The following is a 16644-nucleotide window of genomic DNA, read 5'->3' as shown; positions in this document are numbered from 1 at the left end:
ATGATCTTTATGGACAAATATGAAAAGGTACTCTGGTTAATATCCTTTTTGATAGTTTTTCAAATGATGACCGGCTTCTATTTATCACAGGTAAGAATACCGTTGAAATACTTTTTATATATCCACATTTTTACAGGAATTTTAATCTTTTTAATCTCAATTGTTTTAATAAAGATCTCAGGAAATACTAGATTAAAAAGGCTTTCATATGTAAACATGTTCCTGATATTGTTTACAGGTGTTATAGGCCTTGGGTTTATACTGTTAAAATTAAGATTTTATGACATTTACATGCCATATATACATTTCCTGATTGCCATTGGAATTATAAGCAACTATGCGGTCATGCTTGGAATCAGCAGGACCTTAAATTAGAGTAAACCTTTTTTATGTAATTCAGTGGTATGTTAACCCATGATGGCCTGTTCCTTATTTCATATAATAGTTCATATGAGGCTTTTTGCATTAAAAATATGTAGATTAAATCGTTTTGAAAATCCATGATGTCTTTAATAGATGATTTATAGCTTTCAATGAAATTTTCCATTGAATTTTTTTCCATTGAATCAATGTCATTTGAAAGAAAATCAAATGAATTTATTAAATAGCTTATTGAACGTATCATGCCTGCAACATCCCTTAATGGTATGCTTTTTTTCGATCTTTCCGAAAGAGCCCTCATGGGTTCGCCCTCAAAATCTATAATATACAATTTATCTGAAATTAAAACCTGGCCCAGATGGTAATCTCCGTGTATCCTGAATTTATAAATCCTTTTTATATCAGTATCATTTATTATTTTATGAAACCTGTCATTAAAAAATGTTATAAAATCAGAATCAAAAAGATTTGATCTTCTTAAGTTTTCAATGGTTTCTTTGATTATCATTTCAAAATCTTTTATATCTGAAATTTCAGGTAAAAAATCCCTTTCCCTTGAGATGTAAAGTGCCCTATGCATCCTGCCGGTTATACCCCCAAGGATTTTTGACAGATCATTAATATAATCATTAACATCACTTATATTTTTATTATAAAGCATGTTTTTTATTTTATTTAATGAATATGACCAGAGATCAGATGAATTTTCTATGTACCTTGAGGCATTGACTATATATATCATTTCACATTCCGATTCATAGAACGCATGACCGAACGGCTCAGGCACATTATAAAAACCGTTCTTTATGAGCTCATTTATCATTGTTACATCCGGGTTCTCTCCATTTTGCAGGTATCTGTAATTCTTAACAATGATATTTTTTATAATGAATGAACTGTTGCTCTGCTCAGCATTTATTTGTGAAAATGGCCCATTTTTTAGTTTAAAATTCCCGTTTTTAATGAATTTTATTTTTCCTTTATTACATTTTAATTCTGAATTATTATTGAAAAGATCTATTATTGTTTCGGCATAGTTAACTGAACGAACTGCATCGTATTCATCATTAAAAATCATTGGAAAATAGTAAAGGTAATTGCCAGAGTCCGTAATGACATTTAAAATCAAAAAGTTTATATTATTGAATTCGCAGAGATCATGTATCTTTATCTCATTTATATCTTCATTTTTATTTTGAAACCACCTGCTGTTTTTTAAATACTCTTTAAATTCATCGCTTTCTATTATATTATTAATCTTCTCCAATGAGGTCGTATGAATCATCCCTTTCAGGTACAATTAAATTAAACCAGAAGAATGACCTTGGTGTCATTGTTATGAAATACCTATCATCCTTTATCCTTGGAAATGCTGCCTTTGTTATGGCCTCTATTGGTTTAAGCCCTATGTAATCACTTAAATTTAGTTCAACGTACGTTGGATTCCTTGATAAATTAAAAAGGCACAGCATCCTCTGGTTTTCATACTCTCTTATATAGGAAAGCACCCTTTTATTACCCTGCTCTATAAATTTTATTGAGCCACGGCCGAGGAGCTCCTTGTAATCCTTTCTAACATGTATAATCTTTATCATCCAGTTTAAAAGCGATGAGCTCAGCCTGAGCTCCGCCTCAACGTTCACGCTTTCATAATGATAATTAGGATTTGTTATCACCGGTGAGTAGAGCTGCTCCGAATCTGCCATTGAGAAACCGGCGTTTCTATCATATGACCACTGCATTGGCGTTCTCACACCGTTTCTATCGCCAAGATATATGTTATCGCCCATTCCTATCTCGTCGCCATAGTATATTATCGGCGTGCCGGGCAGTGAAAATATTAATGCGTTTAATAGTTCTATTGTGTTTATATCATTGTCAGCAAGCGGTGCTAGCCTGCGCCTTATTCCAAGATTTAAACGCATCTTTGGTATCTTTGCGTACTCCCTGTACATGATATCCCTTTCTGAATCCGTGACCATCTCAAGGGTAAGCTCGTCATGGTTTCTAAGAAAGATGCACCAGTCGCAGTTATCAGGTATCGGCAGCGTCTGCTTTATTATATCCATTATTGGATAGTAATCGCTCCTGGCCAGTGCTATAAAGATCCTTGGCATCAAAGGAAAATTGAATGCCATATGAAATTCATCGCCGTTACCAAAGTATGCCTTTGTTTCTGTAGGCCACTGGTTTGCCTCTGCTAAAAGTATTGTTCCAGGGTAATCTTCATCCATCATCCTCCTTATTTCCTTAAAAAAGTTGTGTGTTTCTGGCAGATTCTCACAGTTTGTATTCTCCCTTTTAAAGAGGTATGGAACCGCATCTGCCCTGAAGCCGTCAAGGCCAAGGTCAAGCCAGTACCTTATAACCTTTTTAACCTCGTTCCTGACATCAGGATTGTCATAGTTAAGATCCGGCTGGGATGAGTAAAACCTGTGAAAGTAATACTGTTTTGTTTCCGGGTCATATGTCCAGTTTGATTTTTCTGTATCTATAAATATTATCCTTGCCTCCTTAAATTTTTCTGGTGTGTCGCTCCATATAAACCAGTCCCTCTTTGGATTATCAATGCTGCTTCTTGATTCAATGAACCATGGATGCTGGTCAGATACATGGTTTAGAACGAGGTCCGCTATTACTCTTATGTTCATTGAATGCGCGGTATCTATGAAGTTTTTAAAATCATCAATTGTTCCATACTCCGGCAGTATTGAATAGTAATCAGATATATCGTAACCGTCGTCCTTCAATGGCGATTTATAGAATGGCAGCAGCCATAAGGCGTCAACACCAAGCTTTTTTAAATAGTCAAGCTTCATTGTTAGGCCATTAAAATCGCCTATGCCATCTTTGTTTGAATCATAGAATGATTTTACAGGAACCTCATAAAATACAGCATCACGGTACCATAAACCATTATTATCAAGCATTTTTAATCACCATTATATGTGCCTGGCGCTTCCCGGGTATTAACCTGACATAATTGTACTCACCACTCCATTTGTAATGATTGTTATTTAAAACATCATGGACATCGTATATGGAATTTAAATCCATTGAAAAATCATTCAATGGAACCCTTATAAAACCTGATTGAACATTCATTGTATCAAGGTTTAAAACGACGAGAATTTTGTTTTCATTGTTATACCTTGCATATGCTATTATCTTATCATTGTCCGTTTCGCAGAATTTTATTTTTCCAGATCTAAGCGCCGGCATTTCATCTCTTATTGAGTTTAACCTTGCTATGATATCTTTTATATTATTATCGCTATTAAAATTTCTCCTTTTTATTTCGTACTTCTCAGAGTTTAAATATTCCTCTGTATCATCAAGGCGGTCATTCTCGCATAATTCAAATCCTGAGTATATGCCCCACAGGGATGAAAGCGTTGAGGCAAGCACGGACCTTATTATAAATTCATTTCTCCCCATGGAAAGATCTCTTCCAAGTATATCAGGTGTGTTTGTGAAAAGCATCGGCCTGAAGAAGAAATTATATGGATATGAATAAAGCTTTTTGAAATACTCTGTTATCTCGCCCTTTGTTAATTTCCATGTAAAATATGTATATGACATTGTAAAGCCCCGCTTTGAAAGTTCAAACATAAGATTTTCCCTTGTAAAGGCCTCTGATAAAAACACAACATCCGGATGATCCCTTTTTATATCATTTATAAGCCACTCCCAGAAGTCCAGGGGCTTTGTATGTGGATTATCTACCCTGAATATTTTTACACCATTTGAAATCCAGTATAAAAATATGTTCTTCATCTCGTTCCATAATGCCATTTTGTTTTTTGTTTCAAAGTTCAATGGATATATATCATAGTATTTTTTTGGCGGATTCTCCGCGTATCTTATTGAACCGTCAGGCCTGTGATAAAACCATTCAGGATGATCCCTTACATATGGATGATCAGGTGAGCACTGCAGAGCAATGTCCATGGCTATCATGATGTTTTTTTCCCGGGCAGACCTTAAAAGATTCTTGAAGTCCTCAAGGCTGCCAAGGTCGCTGTTAATCGAGTAATGCCCTCCGGAATCGTTGCCTATGGCCCATGGACTTCCTGGATCATTTTTATCTGAAATTCTTGATCCATTCTTCCCGCGCCTGTTTGTAATGCCAATTGGATGTATTGGCGTTAAATATAAAACATTGAAATTCATCGATTTTACATAGTTTAAATGTTTTATTAGATCATTAAAGTTACCAATGGATCTTGGAAAAAGCTCGTACCATGAACCGTAGCTACCGTAGTCTGGGTCAGCGATGAGCCTTAAGGTTCTGTAATCTGTTTTATCTATTTTTTTCTGGTATTTTTTTATTATAGATGAGAAATTATTATCGTTTAGTATCATGACCTTTTTATTTAAATCTGAATTGATTAAATCATCAAGGTATCTTTTAATAATTTTTTTATCATTCCCTGAGGATCTTTTATATGCATCTTTAATTAAATTGATTGCCTCGATTATATCCTGTTCAACATCCTCGTTTGAGCCAAGCCAGGCATTTATGTTCCTTATTAAAGTGCCGTATGAATCCTTCCAGGCCGATATTTTGTATTCGTATATTCCCGGCTCATCTGGTGTAAATGATGCCTCATAAAGATCATTGCCGGTGCCTTTCATGGCGACTGATCTCCATCTTTTCTTTAATTTCCTGTACATTAAAACGGGATAAACAAGGTCGTGACCTGCCCTGAAAACCTCTGCGGTCACCGTAAATTTGCTGTTTACAACTATCTTTGCCGGAAACCTTCCGCATTCTATCTCCGGTGTTACATTCTCAATTGCCACTGGATCCATTTAAATCCTCCGGCTCCATAATAACTGCCGCCAGTGGCGGCAGATCTATTTCTATCGAGTATCTTCTCCCGTGCATTGGGTACTTACATGCATAAATGGATTCGTTTAAAATGTTGCCTCCATTGTATTTTTTTGAATCGGTGTTTATAATTTCAATATACCTAGATAGATAATCAACGCCTATTGCATAGTTTTCACGCTCAACAGGAGTAAAATTGAAAATACATACGGCATTGCCCCTGTTAAAGCTTATAACAGTGTTTGTTTTATCATTGAAATCTATCCATGAAAAATTTTTATCATTGTAAAAATTAAAATCGTTTTTGTATAAATTGTTTAAATCGTGTATTAATTCCATTACATATTTTCCATCATCAAGATCGTTCCATGAAAGCTGTGAAAGCACATTCCATTCATTTTTCTGTGCAAATTCGTTGCCCATAAAAAGAAGCTTCTTCCCTGGATATGAAAACATGTATGATAAAAACAGTTTTACATTGGAAATCTTTTCATTTTTATTTCCTGGCATCTTTCTGTAAAGTGAGCCCTTGCCGTAGACAACCTCATCATGGGATACTGGTAGAATAAAATTCTCGCTGTACATGTACATAACACTGAATGTTAAATTATTTATTCTGTATTTTCTGTACAATGGATCCTCATGGAAGAAATCTAGTGTGTCATGCATCCAGCCAAGATTCCATTTGTAGTTAAAATTTAACCCTGATTCTGATGTTATTCCAGGGTATGTGCTTGATTCCTCCGCCACAGTTATTACATTATAATATTTATTATGTATGTAATCATTTATCTCCTTTAAAAGCGAAACTGCCTCGAGGTTTATGTTTCCGCCGTTTATATTTGGAATCCACTCGCCTGGCTTTCTGCCAAAGTCCAGGTATATCATTGATGTCACAGCATCGAATCTTAATCCGTCCACATGGTATTTATCAATCCAGAAAACGGCCGCAGATGCAATAAAAGACCTGATGCCATTCCTGCCGAAATCAAAGATGTTTGTTCCCCAGTCAGGTGTTCTTCCCATTCTTGGATCCTCATAATCGTATAAATGTGTTCCGTCAAACATGTAAAGGCCGTAGTCATCATCTGGAAAATGCGCTGGCACAAAGTCGAGTATGACCATAATGTTATTCTCATGGAGCCTGTTTACAAGGTATTTAAAATCATCTGGTTTTCCATACCTTGATGTTGGTGCAAAGTAGTTTACAACCTGGTATCCCCATGAAATATCAAGTGGATGCTCCATTACTGGCATGATCTCGACGCAGTTAAACCCAGTTTTTTTTAAATGATCTATAAGCATATCTGCTATTTCCCTGTAATTGTAATAATCACCGTTATTTCTCTTCCATGAGCCAAGATGCATTTCGTATATTGACAACGCATTTTCGGATCTTTTGAATGAATTATCTGTCCAGTGAAAATCATCATTTATTACAATTGATCCTGTTCTTGGTCTTTTCTCTGTGTAAAATGCAAATGGATCAGTCTTCATCTTTATTTCATTGTTTTTTGTTTTTATTGCAAATTTATAAACCTCGTTTTCTTTTATACCAGGTATAAAAAGCGCCCAGATGCCGGAATCATTTACATTTATCATTGGATGCATGCCCGGTGTCCAGTGATTGAAATTTCCAACCACTGAAACTGATAATGCTGATGGAGCCCACACAACAAAGTTGCAGCCTGAAACATCTTTTATGGTTTTTAAATGAGCACCAAATGTTTTGTATGCCTCAAATAATCTTCCTGTTCCGTATAAATATATATCATAATCAGAGATCTCAGGCCTGAACCTGTAAGGGTCATCGATCGTTTTTTCATAGCCTGAATCATCAATGTATAATATTTTATAATCATTTATTTCATTGTCTGATCTATATTCAAAAACCTTGCCATTATCAATCATTTGATATTTTTTGTTATCTATCAATATGAATGCGGCCCTGGCAATTGGTATGTACGCCCTTATTATGTAAACATCCTCAAGATGTGGACCTAATATTTTTTCTGGATGGCTGCATTCAACATCATTTAAGCATTTAAAATCCATGCATGTATTATATAATTTTATCATATATTAATTTGATTTATTAATGGAAAGGTTTAATAGATAACATTTTATAATATTTTATGCGTATTAAAAAGGAGAAGAAAAAGATAAAGCCCGAGGAGAAGGAAGACGATTATCAGGAAAAGATCGATGAGGAAATAGACGAGGGTGCCGCTGACATGGATCACCATTTATAATTTTAATGAAATAACTAATTATTTATATGACAAAATGTTTATATTTTTATGAACATAAGTGATATTGATAAAAAGCTTGATTATAAATGTAAATTTTCATATAATGTTAATATATCCATAGGAAGATTATCTGAAATATACAAAAATCCAATAACCGTGTTTATAAAAAACGATGGAAAAAACCATTACATAAGGGCATATGTGCCAAAAACAGATGATAAAAATATCATGGAAATGATGAATTTCTTTGATTATGATGATTTTAATAATTATTACAGGATAATTCAAAACATGTACAGTGAATCACAGTATAAACTTATTGAGGAGCTTGGAAATATCAGATCTGTTGTTTTCTCCGAGACGGACCTTGAGAACGGCATGCTTACAGTAAGATTCAGGTTCAGCAGCAGGTACAGAAAGGAAATAACAGATATATTATCAAAATATATGATAAGACCGAACGTAATAAACAATATAAAAATAACGCCATCAGAGGGGATAAAATGGCTTATAGGGAATAAAAACAAGAGAACAAGGCTTTCAGTGCTTTCATACGATGTGCCATTGTCCATACATAATAATGATTATGTATCAGAATTTATGATGAATCATGATAGCATTGCAGAGGTTCTTGATGCATACTCTGTATCAAACAAATTCAAGATGCTTGTCTACACAAACGATGAAATGAGGGAATCAAATGACGTTCATAAAATAGACGACGGCATCTATGAGGCCTTTGTTGAAAATAGAATGCTTCAGGCTGTAAGGGAGGCAGCCAACGATGCCGGTATATTTAGGGATCATCTCTTTATTAAGGTTGATAAGGATTCTATAAACCTTACTGTCATTTTATCATATTACAGAATTGACGAGTATTTAAGAATACTTTTTTCTGAATCATATAATTTAACAGGTCAGAACATTGTATCAATACGCTACATAGGTGATTATCAGGATTATGTTTTTGATATCATATAAAGTGATGCCAGATGATAATAAAAGAGGATTTAATTAAAAAAGCAGTTTCAGAGTTCGGGAATTATAACTCATATGATATAAATGAAAATTATAACATAACTGGAAAATCCGGTGTTATCTATGAATTTGATTACATAGTTAAGGGACCTGATATATTAATAGCATTTCTGGTTATAAATGATGTGAATGCACTTAGCGATATATTATTGTTCAATGCCAAGTGCATGGACTGCGATATAAAGAACAGGGCAATAATAATAGACCGTGATCTGAGCAGCGACGAATCAAATTTGGTAAAGACATATAACATAAAGGTTGTTGATGCAAGGTTAAAAGGATCATCCAGTGAGAGGGCGGAAACCGGCATAGATTTACTTGATGAAAGGCTTGGCGGTGGATTTTTAAAAAATAATGTATACCTTATATCAGGGAAGGCAGGCACCGGAAAAACAATACTGTCAACGATATTTCTATGCCACGGGGCCAGTCTTGGGGAAAAGGGGCTTATTATTGTCACGGATACCTATCCTGAACAGTACATATCAAACATGAACACCATGAATATTGATTTCAATAAATTTTATGCATCCGGCATGATAAAGGTTTTAGAAATATCTGATCAGATACGTTTAATGAAGGGCGAAATTATTGATGGCAAGGGAAATACAAGAAAATACATAACAAGAATAGCCGGGGATATAAGATCAATGATTGAAAATGAAAAAATTAGAAGGATAGTTATAGATCCTGTTAACCCATTATTATTTCCGGATGATGATTTTATAAATATGTTTATGAAGGCAATAACATTTGATGGTTCAGTTACATTAATAACCTCAGGGATACGGGCAAGTGATTTAAGTATTTATGGCATGGAGGAATACTATGTATCAGGTATTATAAAACTCGATTTAAACTATAATGGCGATTTAAGAAGGCGCATGGTCATTGCAAAGATGCGTGGCACAGATTTCGACGGATCACCATTCTATTTTGTAATAACAAAAAATGGCATTGAGCAGGAACATGAAAAAACCTTTAGAGAGGTTGAATGATCATAAAAAGGGTTCTTATTCTAATTTTGATATACGCAACATTAATTTTTATCTTTTCAGGCATTATTCTATCCTTTTATTATCTTTATATATTTCATCACGGCAGCATTGCCGATGACGTATTTTCTGTTTTATTCTGGATTGCAAATTTGTTCTTTGCAGTACAGAGTTTATCACTGTTGCTGGCCTTCAGGCGCAGCATGAATTATTACAGTGAAACAAAGGAGTTAAATTATTTAGGTGCAACAGGGCAAGTCGCTGTTCTCGTTCCTGTATACAATGAGGATATAAACATGGTCAGGAAAAACCTTATGGCAATATTAAATAATACAAAGTACAATGCAAATATATATGTTCTTGATGATTCAACGGATGGCAGCTTTGAAAAGAATCTTGAATTTTATAAAAAAATCAATGTAAGATATATACATAGAAAAAATAGAAATGGATACAAGGCCGGCGCATTAAATAATGCAATAAGAATGACAAATGAGGAATACATCGCAGTAATAGATATAGACCAGATGCCTGCACCTGATTTTATAAAAGTCGTGTCATCATTGCTTGACAAACATCATGATGCCGGATTTGTTCAGGTGCCGCAGTACTATGCAAACACGGACAGCTGTGCGCTTGCATACATGGCAGATGGCCAGCAGTTCATATTCTATGATATTTTAATGGAGGGTAAGAGCATTGCCGGTACTGTTTTTTCATGCGGCACAAACATTGTTTACCGGAGGCGTGCACTTGAATCTGTAAACGGCTTTGACGAGGAAAATCTCGTTGAGGACATAGCGACATCAATAAATCTAATAAAAAATGGCTGGACCGGATACTATTACAATGAAAAGCTTGTTTTTGGCAGGGCACCTGTTACCATGGAGGGTTATATAAATCAGCAATGGCGCTGGGCCAGGGGCTCTTTATCATTAATACCAAAGATATTTAAAAACATTATAATGAATAAAAATACAAAAATTTCACAGAAAATTGACTGGACTGCAACATCAATATGGTATCTCTTTGGCTGGTTCTATTTAATCTTTCTTTTGGCGCCTGCGCTTTCCCTGCTAGGCATCTATGTATTATCGTTCAATTACGTTGGCTACATAATAATATGGATGCCGTACTCAATTTTTTCAATACTTGCATTTTCCATTTTGCAGCTTCAAAAGGGAGCTCCAAAAAGATACATATTTTTAAACATGGCTGCAAATATAATTATGTTCCCGTTGAGCATAAACGCAACAATAAGCACGGTAATGCATAAAAAAAGGCCGTTCACAACTGCAAGGACAGGAGGCGTGCTGCCCTGGATAAGGTTCTGGCCACAGTTTGCATTCATGATTTTATTATTTACATCCGGCATACTTTTGATCATTCGCGGAGATTTATTCAATTACATAACGGCATTCTGGGCATTTCTTGAGTTCACATTTTTTATACCAATATTCTTTATAAACAGGGCTCCAAGAATATCAAACATTGATAAACCGGTTTTTATTGAATATTAGCAATTACAAAAGCATATTAACACAAAAAATATGGTTTTACAACGATGATTAAAAAGAGAACCCCTGGCTATTTGATCGGAATGAACGCCGTGCATCTTGGAAATAACTATCTATGGATATCATTTGAGTCTTATATACTGCCTGTAGAATTAATGTATTATAAAAACAGCAGCCTTTTCCTTGGAATTATAGCATTTTTGGGTACATTAATAGGTATTTTAACAGCGCTTTTCATTGGAAATATAAGCGACAGGTTTGGCATGCTCTGGGGGAAGAGGTCACCGTACATAATGATTGGCGTTATCCTATCTTCCATGATCCTGATAATAAACATGTTAATTGCCGTGAATTTTATATTAATACTTGCCGGATTTGTATTAATAGAGATATCATCAAATGTGGCAGTTGGTGCATACCAGCCGCTGTTTGTTGACCTCGTTGAAAAAAATCAAAGGGGCTCAGCATCAGGAATAAACGGCATCTTCATATTAATAGGTTCGGCCATGGGCTATGGAATAACAGGCCTTCTTATATCTTATAGAATGTATTATTATTCGATAATCATTATTGTCCTTGTACTTATTGCAAGCGGAATAATAACCTCAATAACAATAAAGAACGACGATGTCTATGTAAAAACCAATTTTAATATTAAATCATCAATAATTGATATGTTCAGCTTAAAAAACGGCCTTAAAGAGTACAAATACCTTGTCGCCGGAACATTTTTTGTGCTTTCTGGTGTTTCAGGCCTGTCGTTCTTTGAGCTTTACTTCTTTAAATACGCACTTCATGCAATGAATCCATCGTACTATGTTTCGATTGCAGGGATCTTCGTGTTAATTGTCTCTGCCTTGGCATCTGCGATTCTTGGTTATCTTTCAGATAAAATGAACAGAATTTATATACTTATGGTCTCATCAACGCTTGGCTCTATTGCCATGTTCCTGATACCTGAATTTCAGGTCTTTTCATTTTTCCTTTTGTTTGGATCATTAATAGGTGCATCATATGGCATATTCATCAGTGTTTCAAAGGCGCTTGCAAGCGATATGTCACCGCATGATGAGGGTGGAAAGTTCATGGCATATTATAATATTGCAACCGGCGGTGCATCCTCGGCATCACCGCTGATCTATGGTGTAATATTAAATTATGTTTCCTATTCCATGTTCTCATATGTTTTCTTTGCTGCAGGAATGATGCTTTTTACCGGCTTTATATTTATAATGATGCTAAAACGCAAAATTATTAATGATAAATGGAATTAAAAAGTGTGCTTAAAAGTACAAAATACATATTTGGCATGAATTCAATATACCTTGGAAATAACTATCTATGGATATCATTTGAGGCACTTATACTGCCATACCTTATATCAATTTACATAGCAAGATCGCTGCAGAGCATAATTCTCGGTCTTGTGGGCTTTGCAGGCATAATGACCGGAATTGTATTTAATTATCTTTCTGGATTTTTTAGTGACAAAATAGTGACAGGCATTGGAAGGAGAACGCCGTTTATAATTGCAGGATCGCTATTATCATTGTTATCATTGATTTTAATAATGTTTAATTATTTTTATATTTATATTGTTTTTGCACTTTATATAGTCATTGAGATCGGATCAAACCTTGCCTATGGGGCATACCAGCCCTTGATAAGGGATATAATACCCGAGAATCAGCGGGGAAAATCATCTGGTATAAATGGCTTTTTTACGCTTACCGGAACTGCAATGGGCTTCGGTCTTTCGGGATTGTTTATCAGCCACGGAATGCTCAGAATCTCGATACTTATTATAATTATAACGATTTCATTATCCACGGTTTTAACAGTTTTAACAATAAGGCATGACGATTTAAAAATTATTAAAAACGATATAAAATTCAGGTTTTCCCTTGAATTTAAATGGTTTTTCGTATCAAATTTTTTGATTATATGCGGCAGCTCTGGACTTACATTCTTTGAATACTATTACATAAAATTTTCACTTGGCATAGGCAACGCGGCAATCTTTGTTGCAATTGCCGGTCTTTTTATTTTAATTGTTTCCGCGATTGCATCGGCATTCATAGGAGTTTTATCAGACAAAATAGATAAATCAATCCTTCTGTTCCTGTTTCCACTTGCGGGCGGCATCTCAATATTTTTGCTTTCAATGGCAAGAAACTTCATAATTTTTTTAATTCTTGGATCAATTATAGGAATATCCTTTGGAAACTATTACTCAATATCAAACTCATACCTTAGCTATATTGTTCCAGCGGGCAGGCACGGCCAGTTCATGTCTGTGTTCTTTCTTTCAACAGGTATTGCATCCGCGGTATCACCATTAATATACGGCCTTGTTCTTTATATGTTTAAATACCAGAACTTTGAGTCATACAGCCATCTGTTTCAGATATCATCAATTTTTTATTTTACAGGTGCATTAATCATCTTTCTTAAACTATACCAAAAAAATAAATATTATTAAATAAATGATATTACATGAAGAACCTTTCAAGGAATGAATCCAGGGTGCTAAGGCTTCTCGTTGAGAACTCAAGGCTTTCTATTTCGGAAATAGCAAAAAAGCTTGATATATCCAGGAATACAGTTTCATGCATATTAAAAAGGTTAAACGATGATTACATAGAAAGGTACACTGTTGATTTAAAAAATAATGGCGATCTATACTATATAGTAAAAACGGATTCGATTGATAATATAGATCCAGGAGATATTGTTGAATATTATGAGCTAATGAACGGAAAGTACATTGTTGTTTTAAAAAACCTTACAAGGATAAATTACGAGTCCATAGATATGGCAGGTGCCAGGCACAGGTCCGGTGCCATTACGGGCATATCGGTTTATTGCGATTACTGCGGCTCGGTAATAACAGGAGAATCGCATACATATGAGCATAAAAACAGGATCTATTATTTCTGCTGCAGCACATGCAAATCACAGTTTTTAAAGGAAAGAATATAATTTGTTCTTACAATGTTTTCATTATAATATATTTTTAATTCCATGATTTAATACTAGGTGAAAAACTGAATAAAAAGATAGCAGTACTGCTTGTTGTACCAATGTTGATTGCGCTTGGGGGCGCATTTGCCTTCTCGGCATTCTCAGGTTCATCAGGCATTGTAGGAAACAGCACGGCAGGGCACCTATCATGGGAATTCCGTGGAACTCTTATAGGAAGCAATGCAACAAACACACCTGTTACGGTTATGGGCCCGAATAATGCAGGCTATACAATATATGACGGATCTAAATTATATCAATCCAGCGGTATTTATAATCTGCCACTGGGCGATTCATATTATCATACGTACAGCACGAATATTAACTACACAGTAAATGCGACAAATTTTGCGCCAGGTGATTATATAGAACTGCAATTTGTACTTGTAAACAATGGTACTGTAGGATTTATAGCGTCCATACCAAGCCCGGTTTCAATAAAGCAGATACCAACATCATGCAATGTCTTTATATTCTTTGGTCCAAGGGAAAACGGAAACAATCCATACAACCCTGATAACAAAACAATAGAGTCGCATATGGTTTCGCCCTCAAACTTTACAAGGGATCTTTACAATGATACGGGCTGGATATACTCATACAGTGCATCCGGCTTTGGCACATCAATGAACCCCGGGAGCACGGCAGTATTAACAATCTGGATAGGCCTTGGCAACTCAGGAAACCTTGATGTTAACCATTACCAGGACTCAAAGTTTAGCTTTACAGTGCCCGTGAATATTGTATCTGATCCATAAATAATTATAATTAATTTTTTATTTATCAAAATTTAAATAATTATAAAATGATTTTATGTATTTAAACCGCATTTTGATATTTATATTTTTATGATAATTTAAAAATAAAAAAATATTAAATGATAAATTGTATTTTTAAATAATGCCGATAAGATCTGAAAGGCAATACGCAGAGATGTCCATTAAGGATGCGGGCGTTGCATGCATTAGATTAAATAACAATATTACAGATCTTGCCGCCTTCAGGGCATACAAATCACTTAGAAGGCTTTTGCAATCGCTTGCAATGAAATATGGATATAATAGAAACGATACAAGGTGTGCCGTTCCAAAGGGCGAGATGCTTATGGTTGCAAGATTATTGGAGGAACATGGTTATAAAAACATTTACAGAAACACTGAAATGGCATTGAAACTGTTTGATGAATGGAGAAATCACTGCGCAAACAGGAATGATATAATAACAATGTTAAAAAGCATTGATTTCACCTGGCTTTCCGATCTTATAGATAAAAAAACAATAAATGATTTATATAATAATATAAAGGATCTGGAATGATATAAATTATTTATCATAATTTTATACATTAAAGGCCATGTTTAAACACATGATTGATGTGATTTTATATTTGCATGATGATTAAATAAAATATAGAATTTTAATTTAAATAACAGCATTAATATTTAAAATTACATGTTTCCGCATTTTATTCTATCCTTAAATGCATACCTCATCATGTTATCTATTAATTCATATTTTTCATCGTATTTTTTTATAAAAGAATAATCAATGAGATTGTTAAGCATCTTATTTAAAACGGAGTTTGGTATAATATTTCCTTCATTATTTTCTATGTAATTTTTTATTTCAGACCATGATGATCTCTCAATGCATTTATTTAGTATTAAATAATATCTTTTAAATGCCATCTCGCGGTTTGCAATAAAATTGCAGAATTCCATTATTATTGTATTCCTTGCATTTTTTATTGTTTCATTCATTGGGTCTTTAGAATTATTTACATACCTGAATCCATAATATGCAAGCCAGCCAGGTATGCCACCAAGTGTATTGTAAACATTTTCAGCATCATTAAAATCAATATTAAACTCATTGAAGCCCTTTTTAAGAAAATCCATGGACTGTTCCCTGTTAAATGGCTTTAAATCTATTAATGTATAGGCCCTTCCGTACAGTGGCGAATTATAATCATCCATTTTAAGGTAATTGTGCAGTGCGCCTATCTGTGATCCTGTTAAAACGAATTTTATGCTTTTAAAATTATCAAATGAATACGCTATATCATTTAGAAAATTATATCCCTTGAGTTTTATTAACTCCTGTATCTCATCGATTGTAATTATTATATTTTTATTGTTATTATTATAATAATCATCTATTGCATTTAATACATCTATTAACCTTACCCTGTTTTTCTTCCATGATAATGATATTGAATTGCCAAGTATATTTATTCCGGAGATGTTTTTAAATACGTCCCTTAACCTGTCTTTTAAATCCCTGTTTATTGCGTTATTGAATTCCTCTATTAAATCCCGGTAAGATATGTATCCCTTGCCACTGTACTTTCTTATATCTATGTATATCATATCATTTAAAACGGATTTTACAAGAGATGATTTGCCAGTTCTTCTTAAGCCCTGGATAACGGTCAATGGATATTTAACACCGTTTTGAAGCCTTTCTATCTCGGCCCTTCTATCATACAAATCATTTAAATTGTTCTTCGGATATGGATCGAACAGCAAGTAAGTACCACCTTACTAAGGAAGTACATACTTACTTATAAGCATTGCCAATAAATATAATAAAGCTATAAATTA

Annotated in this window: 14 protein-coding genes; 9 read left to right on the top strand and 5 right to left on the bottom strand. The window is 34.4% G+C overall.

Translation table 11 applies throughout. The annotated features are described in order from the left end of the window. Positions 1-9: 9 nt before the first annotated feature. The gene (locus tag B8780_RS06865; protein ID WP_236719405.1) at positions 10-375 is read left to right on the top strand and encodes a trehalose synthase; all 366 of its coding nucleotides are present in this window, start codon (positions 10-12) and stop codon (positions 373-375) included. Here B8780_RS06865 and B8780_RS06860 read toward each other — a convergent pair. Genes B8780_RS06860 through glgB form a run of 4 tightly spaced genes read right to left on the bottom strand, consistent with a single transcriptional unit; the run spans position 356 to position 7270 of the window. Continuing rightward, entirely contained in the window at positions 356-1666 is a 1311-nt protein-coding gene (locus tag B8780_RS06860) for a hypothetical protein (protein ID WP_153274231.1), read from the bottom strand. The genes B8780_RS06865 and B8780_RS06860 overlap by 20 nt on opposite strands. Then, positions 1635-3311 carry a maltose alpha-D-glucosyltransferase gene (treS, locus tag B8780_RS06855; RefSeq protein WP_084273139.1) on the bottom strand — a complete coding sequence of 559 codons (1677 nt, stop codon included), beginning with the start codon at positions 3309-3311 and terminating at the stop codon, positions 1635-1637. Before treS ends, B8780_RS06860 begins: the two co-directional genes overlap by 32 nt. After that, positions 3304-5196 carry an alpha-1,4-glucan--maltose-1-phosphate maltosyltransferase gene (locus B8780_RS06850; protein WP_084273138.1) on the bottom strand — a complete coding sequence of 631 codons (1893 nt, stop codon included), beginning with the start codon at positions 5194-5196 and terminating at the stop codon, positions 3304-3306. Before B8780_RS06850 ends, treS begins: the two co-directional genes overlap by 8 nt. Continuing rightward, positions 5177-7270: a 1,4-alpha-glucan branching protein GlgB gene (gene glgB / locus B8780_RS06845; protein WP_161939696.1), complete on the bottom strand. Its 2094-nt coding sequence runs from the start codon at positions 7268-7270 to the stop codon at positions 5177-5179. The genes B8780_RS06850 and glgB overlap by 20 nt, the downstream gene beginning before the upstream one ends. Positions 7271-7515: 245 nt before the next feature. Here glgB and B8780_RS06840 point away from each other — a divergent pair, with 245 nt between their 5' ends. The 8 genes from B8780_RS06840 (at position 7516) to B8780_RS06805 (ending at position 15358) form a co-directional block, all read left to right on the top strand. After that, positions 7516-8448, top strand: a complete 933-nt coding sequence (locus B8780_RS06840) for a hypothetical protein (protein ID WP_084273136.1) — start codon at positions 7516-7518, stop codon at positions 8446-8448. Between the two features lie 11 nt (positions 8449-8459). After that, positions 8460-9503, top strand: coding sequence for an RAD55 family ATPase (locus B8780_RS06835; protein ID WP_084273135.1), 1044 nt, complete (start codon positions 8460-8462; stop codon positions 9501-9503). Next, on the top strand, positions 9500-11020 hold the full coding sequence (locus tag B8780_RS06830) for a glycosyltransferase (RefSeq protein WP_084273134.1): 1521 nt from the start codon (positions 9500-9502) through the stop codon (positions 11018-11020). Before B8780_RS06835 ends, B8780_RS06830 begins: the two co-directional genes overlap by 4 nt. Before the next feature lie 44 nt (positions 11021-11064). Further along, a complete protein-coding gene (locus B8780_RS06825) occupies positions 11065-12291 on the top strand; it encodes an MFS transporter (RefSeq protein WP_084273133.1) in 1227 nt (408 codons plus the stop codon). After that, the gene (locus B8780_RS06820; protein ID WP_084273132.1) at positions 12282-13499 is read left to right on the top strand and encodes an MFS transporter; all 1218 of its coding nucleotides are present in this window, start codon (positions 12282-12284) and stop codon (positions 13497-13499) included. The genes B8780_RS06825 and B8780_RS06820 overlap by 10 nt, the downstream gene beginning before the upstream one ends. Before the next feature lie 14 nt (positions 13500-13513). Then, positions 13514-13999, top strand: a complete 486-nt coding sequence (locus tag B8780_RS06815; protein ID WP_084273131.1) for a TRASH domain-containing protein — start codon at positions 13514-13516, stop codon at positions 13997-13999. A gap of 101 nt (positions 14000-14100) precedes the next feature. Further along, complete coding sequence (locus B8780_RS06810; RefSeq protein ID WP_011176863.1) at positions 14101-14799, top strand: hypothetical protein; 699 nt, start codon at positions 14101-14103, stop codon at positions 14797-14799. 142 nt (positions 14800-14941) lie between these two features. Continuing rightward, positions 14942-15358, top strand: coding sequence for a hypothetical protein (locus B8780_RS06805; RefSeq protein WP_084273130.1), 417 nt, complete (start codon positions 14942-14944; stop codon positions 15356-15358). A gap of 131 nt (positions 15359-15489) precedes the next feature. On the opposite strand, the gene B8780_RS06800 is transcribed toward B8780_RS06805, so the two are convergent. Beyond that, positions 15490-16569: an AAA family ATPase gene (locus tag B8780_RS06800; RefSeq protein ID WP_084273129.1), complete on the bottom strand. Its 1080-nt coding sequence runs from the start codon at positions 16567-16569 to the stop codon at positions 15490-15492. Between the last annotated feature and the right edge of the window lie 75 nt (positions 16570-16644).

This window comes from Picrophilus oshimae DSM 9789 (assembly GCF_900176435.1).
In the GTDB taxonomy this organism is placed as follows: Archaea; Thermoplasmatota; Thermoplasmata; order Thermoplasmatales; family Thermoplasmataceae; genus Picrophilus; species Picrophilus oshimae.
This window is presented reverse-complemented; position numbering and strand designations above follow the sequence as displayed.